The organism is Bacillus sp. FSL P4-0248, assembly GCF_038593305.1.
Taxonomy (GTDB): domain Bacteria; phylum Bacillota; class Bacilli; order Bacillales; family Bacillaceae; genus Bacillus; species Bacillus safensis.
Map to the genome: position 1 here is coordinate 128,645 of NZ_CP151983.1, position 19,049 is coordinate 147,693.

28 protein-coding genes are annotated in these 19,049 nt (G+C 42.2%); all 28 read left to right on the top strand.

What is annotated here, in order from left to right; genetic code table 11:
• Window positions 1–41: 41 nt before the first annotated feature.
• The 28 genes from rpoC (at window position 42) to rplO (ending at window position 19,048) form a co-directional block, all read left to right on the top strand.
• On the top strand, window positions 42–3,641 hold the full coding sequence (gene rpoC / locus NST65_RS00695) for a DNA-directed RNA polymerase subunit beta' (RefSeq protein WP_024425592.1): 3,600 nt from the start codon (window positions 42–44) through the stop codon (window positions 3,639–3,641).
• A 145-nt stretch (window positions 3,642–3,786) separates the two neighbouring features.
• Window positions 3,787–4,035: a 50S ribosomal protein L7ae-like protein gene (locus NST65_RS00700; protein ID WP_024425593.1), complete on the top strand. Its 249-nt coding sequence runs from the start codon at window positions 3,787–3,789 to the stop codon at window positions 4,033–4,035.
• Between the two features lie 113 nt (window positions 4,036–4,148).
• The gene (rpsL, locus tag NST65_RS00705) at window positions 4,149–4,568 is read left to right on the top strand and encodes a 30S ribosomal protein S12 (protein ID WP_003216962.1); all 420 of its coding nucleotides are present in this window, start codon (window positions 4,149–4,151) and stop codon (window positions 4,566–4,568) included.
• Between the two features lie 121 nt (window positions 4,569–4,689).
• Window positions 4,690–5,160, top strand: a complete 471-nt coding sequence (gene rpsG / locus NST65_RS00710) for a 30S ribosomal protein S7 (protein WP_003216884.1) — start codon at window positions 4,690–4,692, stop codon at window positions 5,158–5,160.
• Between the two features lie 54 nt (window positions 5,161–5,214).
• Complete coding sequence (gene fusA, locus NST65_RS00715; RefSeq protein WP_024425594.1) at window positions 5,215–7,293, top strand: elongation factor G; 2,079 nt, start codon at window positions 5,215–5,217, stop codon at window positions 7,291–7,293.
• Window positions 7,294–7,411: 118 nt separating this feature from the next.
• Window positions 7,412–8,602: an elongation factor Tu gene (tuf, locus tag NST65_RS00720; protein ID WP_034283892.1), complete on the top strand. Its 1,191-nt coding sequence runs from the start codon at window positions 7,412–7,414 to the stop codon at window positions 8,600–8,602.
• Window positions 8,603–8,711: 109 nt separating this feature from the next.
• Entirely contained in the window at window positions 8,712–9,671 is a 960-nt protein-coding gene (locus tag NST65_RS00725) for an alpha/beta hydrolase (protein WP_034283889.1), read from the top strand.
• 218 nt (window positions 9,672–9,889) lie between these two features.
• Window positions 9,890–10,198 carry a 30S ribosomal protein S10 gene (rpsJ, locus tag NST65_RS00730; RefSeq protein WP_003156464.1) on the top strand — a complete coding sequence of 103 codons (309 nt, stop codon included), beginning with the start codon at window positions 9,890–9,892 and terminating at the stop codon, window positions 10,196–10,198.
• 37 nt (window positions 10,199–10,235) lie between these two features.
• Window positions 10,236–10,865, top strand: a complete 630-nt coding sequence (gene rplC, locus NST65_RS00735) for a 50S ribosomal protein L3 (RefSeq protein WP_024425597.1) — start codon at window positions 10,236–10,238, stop codon at window positions 10,863–10,865.
• Window positions 10,866–10,892: 27 nt separating this feature from the next.
• Entirely contained in the window at window positions 10,893–11,516 is a 624-nt protein-coding gene (gene rplD, locus NST65_RS00740; RefSeq protein WP_024425598.1) for a 50S ribosomal protein L4, read from the top strand.
• A complete protein-coding gene (gene rplW, locus NST65_RS00745; RefSeq protein ID WP_003217016.1) occupies window positions 11,516–11,803 on the top strand; it encodes a 50S ribosomal protein L23 in 288 nt (95 codons plus the stop codon). Before rplD ends, rplW begins: the two co-directional genes overlap by 1 nt.
• A gap of 28 nt (window positions 11,804–11,831) precedes the next feature.
• Complete coding sequence (gene rplB / locus NST65_RS00750; RefSeq protein WP_024425599.1) at window positions 11,832–12,665, top strand: 50S ribosomal protein L2; 834 nt, start codon at window positions 11,832–11,834, stop codon at window positions 12,663–12,665.
• Between the two features lie 57 nt (window positions 12,666–12,722).
• A complete protein-coding gene (rpsS, locus tag NST65_RS00755) occupies window positions 12,723–13,001 on the top strand; it encodes a 30S ribosomal protein S19 (protein ID WP_003216920.1) in 279 nt (92 codons plus the stop codon).
• A 17-nt stretch (window positions 13,002–13,018) separates the two neighbouring features.
• Window positions 13,019–13,360 carry a 50S ribosomal protein L22 gene (rplV, locus tag NST65_RS00760; RefSeq protein ID WP_007496316.1) on the top strand — a complete coding sequence of 114 codons (342 nt, stop codon included), beginning with the start codon at window positions 13,019–13,021 and terminating at the stop codon, window positions 13,358–13,360.
• 3 nt (window positions 13,361–13,363) lie between these two features.
• Window positions 13,364–14,020, top strand: a complete 657-nt coding sequence (gene rpsC / locus NST65_RS00765) for a 30S ribosomal protein S3 (protein WP_003217241.1) — start codon at window positions 13,364–13,366, stop codon at window positions 14,018–14,020.
• A gap of 1 nt (window position 14,021) precedes the next feature.
• Window positions 14,022–14,456: a 50S ribosomal protein L16 gene (rplP, locus tag NST65_RS00770; protein ID WP_003156478.1), complete on the top strand. Its 435-nt coding sequence runs from the start codon at window positions 14,022–14,024 to the stop codon at window positions 14,454–14,456.
• The gene (gene rpmC / locus NST65_RS00775; protein ID WP_003217155.1) at window positions 14,446–14,646 is read left to right on the top strand and encodes a 50S ribosomal protein L29; all 201 of its coding nucleotides are present in this window, start codon (window positions 14,446–14,448) and stop codon (window positions 14,644–14,646) included. Before rplP ends, rpmC begins: the two co-directional genes overlap by 11 nt.
• A 25-nt stretch (window positions 14,647–14,671) precedes the next feature.
• Window positions 14,672–14,935, top strand: a complete 264-nt coding sequence (gene rpsQ, locus NST65_RS00780) for a 30S ribosomal protein S17 (RefSeq protein WP_003216906.1) — start codon at window positions 14,672–14,674, stop codon at window positions 14,933–14,935.
• A gap of 39 nt (window positions 14,936–14,974) precedes the next feature.
• A complete protein-coding gene (gene rplN / locus NST65_RS00785) occupies window positions 14,975–15,343 on the top strand; it encodes a 50S ribosomal protein L14 (protein ID WP_003216882.1) in 369 nt (122 codons plus the stop codon).
• Between the two features lie 35 nt (window positions 15,344–15,378).
• Window positions 15,379–15,690, top strand: coding sequence for a 50S ribosomal protein L24 (gene rplX / locus NST65_RS00790; protein WP_008356538.1), 312 nt, complete (start codon window positions 15,379–15,381; stop codon window positions 15,688–15,690).
• 25 nt (window positions 15,691–15,715) lie between these two features.
• On the top strand, window positions 15,716–16,255 hold the full coding sequence (gene rplE / locus NST65_RS00795; protein WP_003217159.1) for a 50S ribosomal protein L5: 540 nt from the start codon (window positions 15,716–15,718) through the stop codon (window positions 16,253–16,255).
• 22 nt (window positions 16,256–16,277) lie between these two features.
• Window positions 16,278–16,463, top strand: a complete 186-nt coding sequence (gene rpsN, locus NST65_RS00800; protein WP_008356542.1) for a 30S ribosomal protein S14 — start codon at window positions 16,278–16,280, stop codon at window positions 16,461–16,463.
• A 31-nt stretch (window positions 16,464–16,494) separates the two neighbouring features.
• On the top strand, window positions 16,495–16,893 hold the full coding sequence (rpsH, locus tag NST65_RS00805) for a 30S ribosomal protein S8 (protein ID WP_007496327.1): 399 nt from the start codon (window positions 16,495–16,497) through the stop codon (window positions 16,891–16,893).
• 31 nt (window positions 16,894–16,924) lie between these two features.
• Entirely contained in the window at window positions 16,925–17,461 is a 537-nt protein-coding gene (gene rplF, locus NST65_RS00810) for a 50S ribosomal protein L6 (RefSeq protein ID WP_024425602.1), read from the top strand.
• Between the two features lie 32 nt (window positions 17,462–17,493).
• Window positions 17,494–17,856: a 50S ribosomal protein L18 gene (rplR, locus tag NST65_RS00815; protein WP_008356544.1), complete on the top strand. Its 363-nt coding sequence runs from the start codon at window positions 17,494–17,496 to the stop codon at window positions 17,854–17,856.
• A gap of 24 nt (window positions 17,857–17,880) precedes the next feature.
• On the top strand, window positions 17,881–18,381 hold the full coding sequence (gene rpsE, locus NST65_RS00820; RefSeq protein WP_007496332.1) for a 30S ribosomal protein S5: 501 nt from the start codon (window positions 17,881–17,883) through the stop codon (window positions 18,379–18,381).
• 13 nt (window positions 18,382–18,394) lie between these two features.
• On the top strand, window positions 18,395–18,577 hold the full coding sequence (gene rpmD / locus NST65_RS00825; RefSeq protein ID WP_003217067.1) for a 50S ribosomal protein L30: 183 nt from the start codon (window positions 18,395–18,397) through the stop codon (window positions 18,575–18,577).
• A gap of 30 nt (window positions 18,578–18,607) precedes the next feature.
• Window positions 18,608–19,048: a 50S ribosomal protein L15 gene (rplO, locus tag NST65_RS00830; RefSeq protein ID WP_003216888.1), complete on the top strand. Its 441-nt coding sequence runs from the start codon at window positions 18,608–18,610 to the stop codon at window positions 19,046–19,048.
• Window position 19,049: the final 1 nt, after the last annotated feature.

Here is a 19,049-nt window from a genome sequence, read left to right on the forward strand (position 1 = left end):
GACTAGGGTATAACCCGAAGATTAAAAGGGAGGTAGGCCCCTTGCTAGATGTGAACAATTTTGAGTATATGAACATCGGTCTCGCATCACCTGATAAAATCCGTTCTTGGTCTTTTGGTGAAGTGAAAAAGCCTGAAACGATTAACTATCGTACACTGAAACCTGAAAAAGATGGTCTCTTTTGTGAACGTATCTTCGGACCGCAAAAAGACTGGGAATGTCATTGTGGGAAGTATAAACGCGTTCGGTATAAGGGTGTTGTATGTGACCGTTGTGGTGTAGAAGTAACACGGGCAAAAGTCCGTCGTGAGAGAATGGGGCATATTGAACTGGCTGCCCCAGTTTCCCACATTTGGTATTTCAAAGGTATCCCAAGCCGTATGGGTCTTGTTCTTGATATGTCACCACGTGCGTTAGAAGAAGTGATCTACTTCGCTTCTTACGTCGTGACAGATCCGGGCAATACACCGCTTGAGAAGAAACAACTTCTTTCTGAGAAAGAATTCCGTGCTTATTTAGATAAATACGGTAATACATTCCAAGCAGCTATGGGTGCAGAAGCAATCAACAAACTTCTTCAAGATATCGATCTTGTAAAAGAAGTAGATACACTGAAGGAAGAGCTGAAAACTGCTCAAGGACAGCGACGTACACGTGCGATCAAACGCCTTGAAGTGTTAGAAGCCTTCCGTAACTCAGGAAACAAACCATCTTGGATGATTCTTGATGTACTTCCGGTTATTCCGCCAGAATTACGTCCAATGGTTCAGCTTGATGGTGGACGTTTTGCTACTTCTGACTTGAACGACCTTTATCGTCGTGTCATCAACCGTAACAATCGTCTGAAGCGTTTATTAGATCTTGGCGCGCCAAGCATCATCGTTCAGAACGAGAAGCGTATGCTTCAAGAAGCTGTCGATGCCTTGATTGATAATGGACGTAGAGGCCGACCAGTAACAGGACCAGGAAATAGACCATTGAAATCTCTTTCTCACATGCTGAAAGGGAAACAAGGACGTTTCCGTCAAAACTTGCTTGGTAAACGTGTTGACTATTCTGGACGTTCCGTTATCGTCGTAGGACCACATTTGAAAATGTATCAGTGTGGACTTCCGAAAGAAATGGCTCTTGAATTATTCAAACCATTCGTGATGAAGGAACTTGTTGAAAAAGGATTAGCTCACAACATCAAGAGTGCGAAGCGTAAAATTGAGCGCGTGCAGCCAGAAGTATGGGATGTATTAGAATCAGTTATTCGTGAGCATCCAGTCTTACTAAACCGTGCACCGACTCTTCACAGACTTGGTATTCAAGCGTTTGAACCTACACTTGTGGAAGGACGCGCAATTCGTCTTCATCCACTTGTATGTACAGCCTACAACGCTGACTTTGACGGTGACCAAATGGCGGTTCACGTACCATTATCTGCTGAAGCTCAAGCTGAAGCTCGTATCTTAATGCTTGCGGCTCAAAACATTTTGAACCCGAAAGATGGAAAACCAGTTGTTACGCCATCTCAGGATATGGTGCTTGGTAACTACTACCTTACACTTGAGCGCAAAGGTGCTATCGGAGAAGGTATGGTCTTCAAAGATACTGACGAAGCCCTTCTAGCTTATCAAAATGGTTATGTGCATCTTCATACACGTGTAGCTGTTGCAGCTAGCTCGTTGAAGAATGTGACATTCACTGATGAACAGCGTTCTAAATTGTTGATTACAACAGTTGGAAAACTGATCTTTAACGAAATCTTACCGGAATCATTCCCATACATGAATGAGCCGACAAAGAGCAATATTGAAGAAAAAACGCCTGATCGTTTCTTCCTTGAAAAAGGTGAGGATGTAAAAGCTGCGATCGAGAAACAAGAAATCAATGCGCCGTTCAAAAAAGGTATTTTAGGGAAAATCATTGCAGAAATCTTTAAGAGATTCCATATCACTGAGACATCTAAAATGCTTGACCGCATGAAAAATCTTGGTTTCAGATACTCTACTAAAGCCGGTATTACGGTTGGTGTGTCTGATATCGTCGTATTAGATGATAAGCAGCAAATTCTTGAAGAAGCACAAGCAAAAGTAGATAACGTCATGAAGCAATTCAGACGTGGTTTGATTACTGAAGAAGAGCGTTATGAGAGAGTTATTTCAATCTGGAGTTCTTCTAAAGATGTCATCCAAGGTAAACTGATGAAGTCCCTTGATGAAGTCAACCCAATCTACATGATGAGTGACTCTGGAGCGCGTGGTAACGCATCTAACTTTACTCAGCTGGCTGGTATGCGTGGTCTGATGGCCAACCCGGCTGGACGTATCATCGAACTTCCGATTAAATCTAGTTTCCGTGAAGGTTTAACCGTATTGGAATACTTTATTTCCACTCACGGAGCGCGTAAAGGTCTTGCCGATACAGCCCTTAAAACAGCTGACTCAGGTTACCTCACGCGTCGTCTCGTTGACGTTGCACAGGATGTTATCATCCGTGAAACAGATTGCGGTACAGACCGTGGAATCTTGGCGAAGTCCATTAAAGAAGGAAATGAAATTATTGAGAAACTTGAAGAACGTCTGATCGGACGTTTTGCAAGAAAACCAATTGTTCATCCTGAAACAGGCGAAGTCATTGTAGCCGAAAACGAACTAATTGATGAAGATAAAGCACTTGAAGTAGTTGAAGCAGGAATTGAGGAAGTATGGATCCGTTCAGCATTTACATGTAACACGCCTCATGGTGTATGTAAACGATGCTACGGCCGTAACCTTGCAACTGGTACTGACGTTGAAGTCGGTGAAGCAGTTGGAATCATCGCTGCACAATCAATCGGTGAGCCAGGAACACAGCTTACAATGCGTACGTTCCACACCGGTGGGGTAGCAGGAGACGATATCACACAAGGTCTACCTCGTATCCAAGAGCTATTTGAAGCGCGTAATCCGAAAGGGCAAGCGACAATTTCTGAAATTGATGGTGTCGTTGCTGAAATTAACGATGTTCGTGACAAGCAGCAGGAAATTGTGGTTCAAGGCGAAGTTGAAACTCGTTCTTACACAGCTCCTTACAATGCACGTCTGAAAGTTGTTGAAGGTGACACAGTTACTCGTGGTCAAGTACTTACAGAAGGTTCGATCGATCCGAAAGAACTTCTTAAAGTGACTGACATGACAGCTGTTCAAGAATATCTGCTTCATGAAGTACAAAAAGTATACCGTATGCAAGGGGTAGAAATCGGAGATAAGCACGTAGAGGTAATGGTTCGCCAAATGCTTCGTAAAGTGCGTGTCGCTGATGCAGGGGATACAGATGTATTACCAGGCACACTTCTTGATGTACATCAATTCACTGAAGCGAACAAAAAAGTACTATTCGAAGGCAAACGTCCTGCAACAGGCCGTCCAGTTCTTCTTGGTATTACAAAAGCTTCACTTGAAACAGACTCATTCTTGTCTGCGGCATCCTTCCAAGAAACGACTCGTGTCCTAACAGATGCGGCGATCAAAGGAAAACGTGATGAACTGCTTGGCTTGAAAGAGAATGTTATCATTGGTAAACTTGTTCCTGCTGGAACGGGAATGCCAAACTACCGTAAAGTTAAGCCGGTTTCGCAAGTGCAGCCGTCTGACGACATGGTTCCTGTAGAGTAATCTTTCTCGTGAGATTCCTATAAAATCATCAAAAAATGGTGAAGGATGTCAAGATAATCTGTCATACGATATTGACATCCTTCTGCCATGATGATAATATAACCAAGGTGCTCAAAATAAAACCTGTTACTTTGGAGGATATTCGATGTCTTATGATAAAGTATCACAGGCTCAATCCATTATTATTGGTACGAAGCAAACAGTAAAAGCTCTGAAACGAGATTCAGTTAAGGAAGTCGTCGTAGCGAAAGATGCTGATCCTGCTTTAACCGCTAGTGTATTGAAACTAGCGCAAGAGAAGGGTGTAGACATCTTAGTGGTAGATTCCATGAAAAAGCTCGGCAAGGCCTGCGGAATTGAAGTTGGGGCAGCAGCTGTTGCCATTATGTTATAGCGTACTTGTTTTGTTTTTGCATGTATAAAATGCAAAAGCATTGTTTTTTGCCTTTTGATGAACCACCTGGGTATGTGGGTTATAAAAAAAGTAATGAAGGGAGGAATAACAACATGCCTACAATTAATCAGCTAATACGCAAAGGACGCGTGAGTAAAGTTGAAAACTCAAAGTCACCTGCACTTAACAAAGGATACAACAGTTTCAAAAAAGAGCACACTAACGTAACATCTCCACAGAAGCGCGGGGTTTGTACTCGTGTCGGTACAATGACACCGAAAAAACCAAACTCAGCACTACGTAAATATGCTCGTGTACGTTTGTCTAACCTGATTGAGGTAACAGCTTACATTCCTGGTATCGGACATAACCTACAAGAGCACAGTGTAGTACTTATCCGTGGCGGACGTGTAAAAGACTTACCGGGTGTACGTTACCACATCGTTCGTGGTGCGCTTGATACTGCCGGAGTTGACGGTCGTATGCAAGGACGTTCTAAATACGGAACAAAACGCCCTAAACAAAGCAAATAATAAAAACAAACATAAGGGTTTTTAGAAGTTGATATCAGATCAGTGGAGTCAGGCAGCTGACAATGATATTGAGATGAGAGACAGATAGAAATCCTTTTAAAAGAGAAGGGAGGCTATTCAGATGCCACGTAAAGGTCCTGTAGCAAAAAGAGACGTATTGCCAGATCCAATTTACAATTCTAAACTTGTATCTCGTTTGATCAACAAAATGATGATCGACGGTAAAAGAGGAAAGTCACAAACAATCCTCTACAAGTCATTTGATATCATCAAAGAACGTACTGGTAATGAAGCGATGGAGGTTTTCGAACAAGCCTTGAAAAACATCATGCCAGTTCTTGAAGTTAAAGCACGTCGTGTAGGTGGAGCTAACTACCAAGTTCCTGTAGAAGTTCGCCCAGACCGTCGTACTACTTTAGGTCTTCGCTGGTTAGTAAACTATGCTCGTCTTCGTGGAGAAAAAACGATGGAAGAGCGTCTTGCTAACGAAATCCTTGACGCAGCTAACAACACTGGTGCTGCTGTTAAGAAACGTGAAGATACACACAAAATGGCAGAAGCGAACAAAGCATTCGCTCACTACCGCTGGTAGGATTTATACCAAACTAAAAAAACTATTCCCTAATGAGGAAGGAGAAATTACCCAATGGCAAGAGAGTTCTCCTTAGACAAAACTCGTAATATTGGTATCATGGCTCACATCGATGCCGGTAAAACGACAACGACTGAGCGTATCTTGTACTACACTGGTCGTATCCATAAAATTGGTGAAACTCACGAAGGAGCTTCACAAATGGACTGGATGGAGCAGGAGCAAGAACGTGGTATTACAATCACTTCTGCTGCTACTACAGCACAATGGAAGGGTTACCGTGTAAACATCATCGATACACCAGGACACGTAGACTTCACTGTTGAAGTTGAACGTTCTTTACGTGTACTTGATGGTGCGGTTGCTGTTCTTGATGCACAATCAGGTGTAGAGCCACAAACTGAAACAGTTTGGCGCCAAGCAACAACTTACGGAGTACCTCGTATCGTATTCGTTAACAAAATGGATAAAACTGGTGCGGACTTCCTTTACTCTGTAAGCACATTAAGAGATCGTCTTCAAGCGAACGCTCATGCAATTCAATTGCCGATCGGCGCTGAAGATCAATTCGAAGGAATCATCGACCTTGTAGAAAACGTAGCATACTTCTACGAAGATGACCTTGGAACTCGCTCTGATGCTAAAGAAATCCCTGCTGAGTATAAAGACAAAGCTGAAGAGCTTCGCAGCAGCCTAATTGAAGCTGTTGCTGAGCTTGATGAAGAGCTTATGGAAAAATACCTTGAGGGTGAAGAAATCACAATTCCTGAATTGAAAGCTGCAATCCGTAAAGGAACATTGAATGTTGAATTCTACCCAGTTCTTGTTGGATCTGCTTTCAAAAACAAAGGTGTTCAGCTTGTACTTGACGCTGTGCTTGACTACCTGCCTGCACCAACTGATGTTGCTGCAATTAAAGGTATCCTGCCAGATTCAAATGAAGAGGTTGTTCGTGAGTCTACTGATGACGCACCATTCGCAGCTCTTGCATTTAAAGTTATGACTGACCCTTATGTTGGGAAACTAACTTTCTTCCGCGTATACTCTGGAACACTTGATTCTGGTTCATACGTGAAGAACTCTTCTAAGAACAAGCGTGAACGTGTTGGACGTATCCTTCAAATGCACGCAAACAGCCGTGAAGAAATCTCTACTGTATATGCAGGGGATATCGCAGCAGCTGTAGGTCTTAAAGATACATCTACTGGTGATACTCTTTGTGACGAGAAAAATCTTGTTATCCTTGAGTCTATGGAATTCCCAGAGCCAGTTATCGATGTAGCTATCGAGCCTAAATCTAAGGCTGACCAAGATAAAATGAGTATCGCTTTAGCTAAACTAGCTGAAGAGGATCCAACATTCCGTACACAAACAAACCCTGAAACTGGTCAAACGATCATCTCTGGTATGGGTGAGCTTCACCTTGATATCATTGTTGACCGTATGAAGCGTGAGTTCAAGGTTGAAGCTAACGTAGGTGCTCCTCAAGTTGCGTACCGTGAAACATTCCGTTCTGGTGCAAAAGTTGAAGGTAAATTCGTACGTCAGTCTGGTGGACGCGGTCAGTTCGGACACGTTTGGATTGAATTCGAACCAAACGAAGAAGGCGCAGGATTCGAATTTGAAAATGCAATCGTCGGTGGGGTTGTTCCACGTGAATACATCCCAGCAATTCAAGCAGGTCTTGAAGATTCACTTGAAAATGGTGTATTAGCTGGATTCCCATTAATCGACATCAAAGCAAAATTATTTGATGGATCTTACCACGATGTTGACTCTAACGAAATGGCGTTCAAAATTGCTGCATCTATGGCATTGAAAAATGCTGTCAGCAAATGTAACCCAGTTCTACTTGAGCCAATGATGAAAGTGGAAGTTGTTATCCCTGAAGAATACATGGGAGACATCATGGGTGATATCACATCTCGTCGTGGACGTGTAGAAGGTATGGAAGCTCGCGGTAACGCTCAAGTTGTTCGCGCTATGGTTCCACTTTCTGAAATGTTCGGATATGCTACTGCACTCCGTTCTAACACACAAGGACGCGGTACTTTCACTATGCACATGGATCACTACGAAGAAGTGCCTAAGAGCATCAGTGAAGAAATCATCAAAAAAAATAAAGGTGAATAATTGATTTTGCCTTTAAACTAAAGTATAACTACTATTGAAGATCAGAAAGTGAGAGGTAACTCTTCACTTTCTATCACTCTATACCAAATACAATGAACCTTTAAGGAGGATTTTTAGAATGGCTAAAGAAAAATTCGACCGTTCCAAATCGCATGCTAACATTGGTACAATTGGACACGTTGACCATGGTAAAACAACTCTAACTGCTGCTATCTCAACAGTTCTTCATAAGAAATCTGGTAAAGGTACAGCTATGGCTTATGACCAAATCGATGGTGCTCCAGAAGAGCGCGAGCGTGGAATCACAATCTCAACTGCACACGTTGAGTATGAAACTGAAACTCGTCACTATGCACACGTAGACTGCCCAGGACACGCTGACTATGTTAAAAACATGATCACTGGTGCTGCTCAAATGGACGGCGCGATCTTAGTAGTATCTGCTGCTGATGGTCCAATGCCACAAACACGTGAGCACATCCTACTTTCTCGTAACGTAGGTGTACCATACATCGTAGTATTCCTTAACAAATGTGACATGGTTGACGATGAAGAGTTACTTGAACTTGTTGAAATGGAAGTTCGTGACCTTCTTTCTGACTATGACTTCCCTGGTGACGATGTACCAGTTATCAAAGGTTCTGCTCTTAAAGCTCTTGAAGGAGATGCTGATTACGAAGCAAAAATCTTTGAACTTATGGATGCGGTTGATGAGTACATCCCAACTCCAGAGCGTGACACTGAGAAGCCATTCATGATGCCAGTTGAGGACGTATTCTCAATCACTGGTCGTGGAACAGTTGCTACTGGTCGTGTTGAGCGTGGACAAGTTAAAGTCGGTGACGAAGTTGAAATCATCGGTCTTCAAGAAGAAAACGGTAAAACAACTGTTACAGGTGTTGAAATGTTCCGTAAACTTCTTGACTACGCTGAAGCTGGTGACAACATCGGTGCACTACTTCGTGGTGTATCTCGTGAAGATATCCAACGTGGTCAAGTACTTGCTAAACCAGGTACAATCACTCCACACAGCCGTTTCAAAGCTGAAGTTTATGTACTTTCTAAAGAAGAGGGTGGACGTCATACTCCATTCTTCGCTAACTACCGTCCGCAGTTCTACTTCCGTACAACTGACGTAACTGGTATCGTACATCTTCCAGAAGGTACTGAAATGGTAATGCCTGGCGATAACACTGAGATGGAAGTTGAACTTATCTCTACTATCGCTATCGAAGAAGGAACTCGTTTCTCTATCCGTGAGGGTGGACGTACTGTAGGTTCTGGTGTCGTTTCAACTATCATTAAGTAATAAACATACAAAAGAGACTCCTTGCAAAAGGGTCTCTTTTTTTGCTTTTCCAGATCAGAACGGCTACTATAAGCTATAGAATCTAAATGGAACCGAGAGGATCGCTGGAATGGTAAAGACATATTTGAAAAAATGGTCGATCGGCGGGATTGACCAATGGATTATGATGAAAGAAGACCAGACGAGTGAAACGAAGCCTGTACTTTTATTTTTACACGGTGGGCCCGGCTCGGCTCAAATCAGTTATATTGATTCCTTTCACGGGGAACTTGATCAGGACTTTACAGTTGTCCATTGGGATCAGAGAGGTGCAGGACTTTCCTATCAAGAGAATCTTCCCGATGCATCGATGACCATTCAGCAATTTATTGAAGACACGATTGAACTGACAGAAAAGCTTCTAACTTATCTAGGTCATTCAAAATTGTATATCGCAGGATACTCGTGGGGATCATTAATTGCCATACAAGCAGTACATAAGCGTCCGGACCTTTATCATGCATATTACGGGATTAGTCAGGTAGTAGATGTGTTAAAGGAAGATATCGTATCGTACGAGCTCCTTTTGAAGAAATATCATCGCAATCGGCTGTTTACTGGGTGTCTGCGATTACTGACGCCCCCTCCATGGAAACGGACATCAGCTCATGCCTTGTTTTCTCTATATAAAGAGTTTGCGAGCGTAGGTCTCACACATAGATGGAAACCGGTTTTTCAAATGCTAAAAGGGTTTCTTTTTAGTAAGCAATATCAGCTTAAAGATAAATGGAAGTTCATGAAAGGACAGAAGTTTAGTCAAGACAAGCTATGGGATCAGCTAATGAATGAGAGTATTCAATTCCGAGTTTCTACTATATTAATACCGTGCTACTTTCTCATTGGCGATCACGACATGATTACACCAGCTGCTGTATCAAAACCATATGTTGATCAATTAAAAGCACCAATCAAAGAATGGTTTACCTTTAAAGACTCTGCACATTCCCCGCACATTGAGGAACCAGATGAATTTATACGTATCATAAGAAAGACTGCTATACATCATCTTCAGGGAAAGCTTGATTTATAGGCTGAATCCCTGTATAATATGAAAAGTGTGCAAATCATAAATTTATCCGATTTATTATTGCAACACGCAGGCCAATTTGGTACAATAGTGCATGTTGGTCTTTGACTGCGATGAAGTGAGAGGTTGCTGACACACCCGGCCGCTTTGCCATGGCGAGGTGATCAGGTTTTTCTCACGGAGAACTGTCTAACGTAAGTAGGCGAAAAGGAGGGAAAATAATGGCAAAACAAAAAATTCGTATTCGTTTAAAAGCATATGATCATAGAATTCTTGATCAATCTGCTGAGAAGATTGTTGAAACGGCTAAGCGTTCTGGTGCTAGTGTATCTGGTCCAATCCCGCTTCCAACTGAAAAATCAGTTTACACAATCCTTCGTGCGGTGCATAAGTACAAAGATTCTCGTGAGCAATTCGAGATGCGTACTCACAAACGTCTAATCGACATCGTGAATCCAACTCCGCAAACAGTTGATGCACTTATGCGTTTAGATTTACCATCTGGTGTAGATATCGAAATCAAACTTTAATTCAAATAGAAAACACATATTATAGGAGGTGTGACTAATGACCAAAGGAATCTTAGGTAGAAAAATTGGTATGACGCAAGTATTCGCAGAAAACGGTGATCTTATCCCTGTAACTGTTGTTGAGGCTGCTGCTAACGTTGTTCTTCAAAAGAAGACTGTTGACACGGATGGCTATGAAGCAATCCAAATCGGTTTTGATGATAAACGTGAAAAGCTTTCTAACAAACCAGAGAAAGGCCACGTTGCTAAAGCGGAAACTGCTCCTAAGCGCTTCGTAAAAGAATTACGCGGTGCGGAGTTAGATGCGTATGAAGTTGGTCAGGAAGTCAAAGTTGATATTTTCGCAAATGGAGATATCGTAGATGTAACAGGAACATCAAAAGGTAAAGGATTCCAAGGGGCTATCAAACGCCACGGACAATCACGCGGACCAATGACTCACGGTTCACGTTACCACCGTCGTCCTGGTTCAATGGGACCTGTTGATCCAAACCGTGTATTCAAAGGTAAACTTCTTCCAGGTCGTATGGGCGGAGAGCAAATTACTGTCCAAAACCTTGAGATCGTTAAAGTTGATGCAGAACGCAATCTTCTATTGATCAAAGGAAACGTACCAGGCGCTAAAAAATCTCTAGTAACTGTAAAGAGTGCAGTTAAATCTAAATAACTCTCTTAGGAAAGGAGGAAACAAGTCATGCCAAAAGTAGCATTATATAACCAAAACGGTTCTACTAACGGTGAAATCGAATTAAACGCTTCTGTGTTTGGAATCGAGCCAAACGAAAGCGTAGTATTCGATGCTATTCTTATGCAAAGAGCTTCCTTACGTCAAGGAACTCACAAAGTAAAAACTCGTTCTGAAGTACGTGGCGGAGGTCGTAAGCCTTGGAGACAGAAGGGTACAGGTCGTGCTCGTCAAGGTTCTATCCGTTCACCACAATGGCGCGGAGGCGGTATCGTATTCGGTCCAACACCACGCAGTTATTCTTATAAATTACCTAAAAAAGTTCGCCGCTTGGCTATCAAGTCAGTATTGTCTTCTAAAGTAATCGACAACAACATCATCGTTCTTGAAGATCTGACTCTTGATGCAGTGAAAACGAAAGAATTCGCAGGCATCCTTAAAGGATTATCTGTCGAGAAGAAAGCGTTGATCGTCACTGCGGATGCAAACGAAACAGTTGCTTTATCTGCTCGTAACATTCCTGGAGTAACAGTTGTTGAAGCTAACGGTATCAACGTTCTTGACGTTGTCAACCACGACAAACTTCTGATCACTAAAGCAGCGGTTGAAAAAGTAGAGGAGGGACTTGCATAATGAAAGATCCTCGTGATGTTCTAAAGCGCCCTATCATTACTGAACGTTCTGCTGATCTAATGACAGAGAAGAAGTACACGTTCGAAGTTGATGTCAGAGCTAACAAAACAGAAGTGAAAGACGCTGTTGAAGAAATCTTTGGAGTGAAAGTTGAGAAAGTCAACGTTCAAAACTACAAAGGAAAATCAAAACGCGTTGGACGCTACACTGGTATGACTAGCCGTCGCAGAAAAGCGATCGTGAAATTAACTGCTGACAGCAAAGAAATCGAAATTTTTGAAGCGTAAATCTTAAAAAGAAGGAGGGAAATTCAAAATGGCGATTAAAAAGTATAAACCAACCAGTAATGGTCGTCGTGGCATGACTACTTCAGATTTTGCTGAAATCACGACTGACAAACCAGAAAAATCGTTGCTTGCACCGCTACACAAAAAAGGCGGACGTAACAACCAAGGTAGATTGACTGTTCGTCATCAAGGTGGCGGTCACAAACGTCAATACCGTATCATCGACTTTAAGCGTGATAAAGACGGTATACCTGGACGCGTTGCTACAATCGAGTATGATCCAAACCGTTCAGCTAACATCGCTCTTGTAAACTATGCAGATGGTGAGAAACGTTACATTCTTGCTCCGAAAGGAATCCAAGTTGGTACTGAAGTTACTTCTGGACCAGAAGCTGACATCAAACCAGGTAATGCTCTTCCACTTATCAACATCCCAGTTGGTACAGTTGTGCATAACATTGAATTAAAACCAGGTAAAGGTGGACAATTAGTTCGTTCTGCTGGTACTTCTGCTCAAGTTCTTGGTAAAGAAGGTAAATACGTTCTTGTACGTTTGAACTCAGGAGAAGTTCGCATGATTCTTTCTGCTTGCCGTGCGACTATCGGTCAAGTTGGAAACGAGCAACACGAATTAATCAACATCGGTAAAGCTGGACGTTCTCGCTGGAAAGGCGTACGCCCAACAGTTCGTGGTTCTGTAATGAACCCTAACGATCACCCACACGGTGGTGGTGAAGGACGCGCTCCAATCGGACGTAAATCACCAATGTCTCCATGGGGTAAACCGACTCTTGGATTCAAGACTCGTAAGAAAACCAACAAGTCTGATAAATTCATTGTACGTCGTCGTAAAAACAAGTAACGGGGTTGTCTACGGTTCATTTAGGACCGTAGTTCAATCACGAAGGGAGGTTCCACAATGGCTCGCAGCTTAAAAAAAGGACCATTTGTTGATGATCATTTGATGGCTAAAGTCGAGAAATTGAATGAAACTGACAAAAAGCAAGTCGTAAAAACTTGGTCTCGTCGTTCTACAATTTTCCCACAATTCATCGGTCACACAATCGCTGTCTATGATGGACGCAAACATGTACCTGTTTTCATTTCTGAAGATATGGTAGGTCACAAATTGGGCGAATTCGCACCAAGCCGTACTTACAAAGGTCATGCTAGTGACGATAAAAAAACAAGACGCTAATGAGAGGAGGCTTTTAAATGCAAGCTAAAGCTGTCGCAAGAACAGTCCGTATTGCTCCTCGTAAAGCACGTCTAGTAATGGACCTGATCCGAGGTAAGCAAGTAGGAGAAGCAGTTTCTATCTTAAACCTTACACCTAAGGCTGCTTCACCAATTATTGAAAAAGTATTAAAATCTGCTATCGCAAACGCTGAGCACAACTACGAGTTGGACGCTAACAGCCTAGTGATTACTCAAGCATTCGTTGACGAAGGTCCAACACTTAAGAGATTCCGTCCACGTGCTATGGGTCGTGCGAGCGCAATTAACAAACGTACTAGCCACATTACAATCGTTGTATCAGAAAAGAAGGAGGGATAATCCGTGGGTCAAAAGGTAAATCCAGTAGGTCTTCGTATTGGCGTCATTCGTGATTGGGAATCTAAATGGTTCGCAGGAAAAGATTACGCTGACTTCTTACATGAAGACTTGAAAATCCGTGAATTCATCAGCAAGCGTTTGTCTGACGCGTCTGTTTCTAAAGTTGAAATCGAACGTGCTGCAAACCGCGTAAATATCACAATCCACACGGCTAAACCAGGTATGGTAATTGGTAAAGGCGGATCTGAAGTTGAAGCACTTCGTAAAGCTCTTAACAGCCTAACTGGCAAACGTGTACACATCAACATTCTTGAAATCAAGAGAGCAGATCTTGATGCTCAGCTAGTTGCTGAAAACATCGCTCGTCAACTTGAAAACCGTATTTCATTCCGTCGTGCACAAAAACAAACAATCCAACGCACAATGCGTGCTGGAGCACAAGGAATCAAAACAATGGTTTCTGGTCGTCTTGGCGGTGCAGATATTGCTCGTTCTGAATATTACAGTGAAGGTACTGTTCCATTGCACACACTTCGTGCTGACATCGACTATGCTACTGCTGAAGCTGACACTACTTATGGTAAGCTTGGCGTAAAAGTATGGATCTATCGTGGAGAAGTCCTTCCAACTAAGAAGAATACTGCGGAAGGAGGAAAATAATATGTTATTGCCAAAACGCGTGAAGTATCGCAGAGAACATCGTGGAAAAATGCGTGGTCGTGCAAAAGGCGGTACTGAAGTACATTTCGGTGAGTACGGTATCCAGGCTCTTGAAGCTTCTTGGATCACAAACCGTCAAATCGAAGCTGCTCGTATTGCTATGACTCGTTACATGAAACGTGGCGGTAAAGTTTGGATTAAAATTTTCCCTTCTAAGCCATACACAGCTAAACCTCTAGAGGTCCGCATGGGTTCCGGTAAAGGTGCTCCAGAAGGATGGGTAGCTGTAGTGAAACCGGGCAAAGTTTTATTTGAAATTTCTGGTGTGTCTGAAGAAGTTGCTCGTGAAGCTCTTCGTCTTGCATCTCACAAATTGCCAATTAAAACGAAGTTCGTAAAACGTGAAGAAATTGGTGGTGAATCAAATGAAAGCTAATGAAATTCGTGACCTTACCACTGCTGAAATTGAACAAAAAGTAAAGTCTCTTAAAGAAGAACTTTTCAATCTTCGTTTCCAATTAGCGACTGGGCAGCTTGAAAATACTGCTCGCATTCGTGAAGTGCGTAAATCAATCGCACGCATGAAAACTGTGATTCGTCAAAGAGAAATCGCTGCTAATAAATAATAATTAGAGGGGAGGCCCCGCAAACATGAGCGAACGTAACCAACGTAAAGTGTATCAAGGTCGTGTTGTTTCTGACAAAATGGATAAAACCATCACTGTTGTAGTTGAAACATACAAAAAGCATTCACTTTATGGCAAACGTGTAAGATACTCTAAGAAGTTCAAAGCACATGATGAAAACAACCAAGCAAAAATCGGAGACATCGTAAAGGTCATGGAAACTCGTCCTTTATCTGCGACTAAACGCTTTCGTCTAGTTGAAGTTGTCGAAGAAGCCGTTATTATCTAATAAAGTTCGGATTTCTTTTTCCGAAAGGAGGTAACATTAATGATTCAACAGGAGACTCGTTTAAAAGTAGCTGACAACTCTGGCGCACGCGAAGTACTAACGATTAAAGTTCTTGGTGGCTCTGGACGTAAAACGGCTAACATCGGTGATGTCATTGTTTGTACGGTTAAACAAGCAACACCTGGAGGCGTTGTCAAAAAAGGTGAAGTTGTGAAAGCAGTTATCGTTCGTACTAAGAGCGGAGCTCGCAGAAACGATGGATCTTACATCAGTTTCGACGAAAATGCATGTGTCATCATTCGTGACGACAAGAGCCCACGTGGAACTCGTATCTTCGGACCAGTAGCACGTGAACTTCGTGAAAACAACTATATGAAAATTGTTTCTCTAGCACCAGAAGTACTTTAATGAATACAATCCGCGACTCAAGGAGGTGCGATTAAATGCATGTTAAAAAGGGCGATAAAGTAGTGGTTATCTCTGGTAAAGATAAAGGTAAACAAGGTGTCATCCTTGCTGCTTTCCCTAAAAAGGAACGTGTTTTAGTAGAAGGTATTAACCTTGTGAAAAAACACTCTAAACCAACCCAAGCTAACCCTCAAGGCGGAATTTCTGAACAAGAAGCGCCGATCCACGTATCAAACGTAATGCCGCTTGATCCTAAAACGGGTGAAGTGACACGTGTTGGGTATAAAGTTGAGGACGGAAAGAAAGTCCGTGTAGCGAAAAAATCTGGGCAAGTTCTAGATAAATAGTAAATAAGGAAGGGAGGTCTTTCTCATGAACCGCCTTAAAGAAAAGTATGTAAAAGAAATTACACCTGCATTAGTTTCTAAGTTTGAATACAAATCAGTAATGCAAGTGCCAAAAATCGAAAAAATCGTGATCAACATGGGTGTTGGTGACGCTGTTCAAAACGCTAAAGCAATCGATACTGCTGTTGAAGAATTAACGTTTATCGCTGGTCAAAAACCTGTCGTTACTCGTGCGAAGAAGTCTATTGCTGGATTCCGTCTACGTGAAGGAATGCCAATCGGTGCGAAAGTAACACTTCGCGGAGAGCGCATGTATGATTTCCTTGATAAACTTATTTCTGTGTCTTTACCACGTGTACGTGACTTCCGCGGGATTTCTAAGAAATCTTTCGACGGTCGTGGAAACTACACGCTTGGTATTAAAGAACAGTTAATCTTCCCAGAAATTGATTACGATAAAGTAACAAAGGTCCGCGGTATGGATATCGTTATCGTTACTACTGCCAATACGGACGAAGAAGCACGTGAGTTATTAACTCAAGTAGGTATGCCGTTCCAGAAATAATCAATGAAAGGGAGGCGAAATCGTGGCTAAAAAGTCTATGATTGCGAAACAACAACGCAAACAAAAGTTTAAAGTTCAAGAGTATACGCGCTGCGAACGATGTGGTCGTCCACATTCAGTTATTCGTAAGTTTAAACTTTGCCGTATTTGTTTCCGCGAACTTGCATATAAAGGACAAATTCCTGGCGTTAAAAAAGCCAGCTGGTAATCCCCATAAATGGGAAGGAGGTTATTAAATAATGGTTATGACAGATCCGATTGCAGATTTGCTGACTCGTATTCGCAATGCGAACATGGTACGTCATGAGAAGCTAGAAGTACCGGCTTCAAAAATCAAAAGAGAAATTGCTGAAATCTTAAAGCGTGAAGGTTTTATCCGTGACGTTGAGTACGTCGAAGACAGCAAACAAGGAATTATCCGTTTGTTCCTTAAATACGGCCAAAACAACGAACGTGTTATCACTGGTCTTAAAAGAATCAGTAAACCTGGTTTACGCGTATATGCGAAATCAAATGAAGTACCACGTGTACTTAACGGACTTGGAATCGCAATTATTTCTACATCACAAGGTGTTTTATCGGACAAAGAAGCCCGTGCTAAACAAGCTGGTGGAGAAGTACTTGCTTACGTATGGTAAAAAAAGTTTAAGATGAATGGAGGTGCTTGGTATGTCTCGTATAGGTAAAAAACTAATCGAGATCCCTTCAGGAGTTACTGTGACAAACAACGATAACACAGTGACAGTAAAGGGACCAAAAGGTGAACTAACTCGTGCATTTCACCCTGATATGGAAATTAAAATTGAGGACAACGTCTTAACTGTAAGCCGTCCGTCTGAAAATAAAGAACACCGTGCATTACATGGTACAACACGCAGCTTGATTGCAAACATGGTTGAAGGTGTATCTAAAGGTTTCGAAAGAGGTTTAGAACTTATCGGTGTCGGTTACCGTGCAGCTAAATCTGGAAACAAACTTGTTCTTAACGTTGGATACTCTCATCCAGTTGAAATCGTTCCTGAGGCTGGAGTTGAAATCGAAGTTCCATCTCAAACGAAAGTAATCATTAAAGGTATCGATAAAGAGCGTGTAGGAGCTCTAGCTTCTAACATCCGCGCTGTCCGTGCTCCAGAGCCTTACAAAGGTAAAGGAATTCGTTACGAAGGTGAATTCGTTCGCCGTAAAGAAGGAAAAACTGGTAAGTAAGATCGCTTAATGTGAAGAAAGGAGTGACTCGGATGATTACGAAAACTAGCAAAAACGCTACTCGTCTTAAAAGACATGCTCGTGTTCGTGCGAAACTTTCAGGTACTGCTGAAAGACCTCGCCTTAACGTTTTCCGTTCTAACAAGAATATCTACGCTCAAGTAATTGATGATGTTAACGGTGTAACACTTGTAAGTGCTTCTACTCTTGATAAAGAGTTAAAGATCGAGAATAGTTCTGACACTGCAGCTGCTACGAAAGTTGGCGAACTTGTTGCAAAACGTGCTGTTGAAAAAGGAATCTCTAACGTGGTATTTGACCGCGGAGGATACCTATATCATGGACGTGTAAAAGCTCTAGCTGAAGCTGCTCGTGAGGCTGGACTTAAATTTTAATAAAAGAAGGAGGGACACATCCGAATGAGTCGTATTGACCCAAGCAAATTAGAGTTAGAAGAACGCTTAGTTACGGTTAACCGCGTAGCGAAAGTTGTTAAAGGTGGACGTCGTTTCCGTTTTGCAGCTTTAGTTGTTGTCGGTGACAAAAACGGTCATGTAGGTTTCGGTACTGGTAAAGCACAAGAAGTACCAGAAGCGATCCGCAAAGCTGTTGAAGATGCGAAAAAGAATTTAATTGAAGTACCAATGGTTGGAACTACAATTCCACATGAAATCATCGGTCGATTCGGTGCAGGAAACGTTCTATTGAAGCCTGCTTCAGAAGGTACAGGAGTTATCGCTGGAGGCCCAGTTCGTGCGGTACTTGAGCTTGCTGGTCTAGCTGATATCCTTTCTAAATCTCTAGGTTCTAATACACCGATCAACATGATCCGCGCAACACTTCAAGGTTTAAGTGAGCTTAAACGTGCTGAAGATGTAGCGAAGCTTCGTGGAAAATCTGTAGAAGACCTGTTAGGATAAGGAGGGAACAATAATGGCAAATAAATTAGAAATTACCCTCAAACGCAGTGTAATCGGTCGCCCTGAAGATCAGCGTGTCACTGTTCGTACTCTTGGTCTTAAGAAAACAAACCAAACAGTCGTACATGAAGACAATGCAGCGATCCGCGGCATGATTAACAAGGTGTCTCATTTAGTTTCTGTTAAAGAACAATAAAACATTTTTAATCGATAAGGAGGTGCCCAAATGAAACTTCATGAATTGAAGCCTTCAGAAGGTTCACGTAAAGTACGCAACCGTGTTGGTCGTGGTATTGGATCAGGTAACGGTAAAACTTCTGGTAAAGGTCATAAAGGTCAAAACGCTCGTTCTGGCGGCGGTGTACGCCCTGGTTTCGAAGGTGGTCAGATGCCTTTATTCCAACGTCTTCCAAAACGTGGTTTTACAAACATCAACCGTAAAGATTACGCGGTAATCAACTTAGACAGATTAAACAGTTTTGACGAAGGAACGGAAGTAACTCCTGAACTTCTTCTAGAGACTGGTGCAATAAGCAAGTTAAAAGCAGGAGTAAAAATTCTTGGCAACGGTAAATTAGAAAAAAAATTAACTGTAAAAGCCAATAAATTCTCTGCTTCTGCGAAAGAAGCGATTGAAGCTGCTGGCGGTACAGCCGAGGTGATCTAAC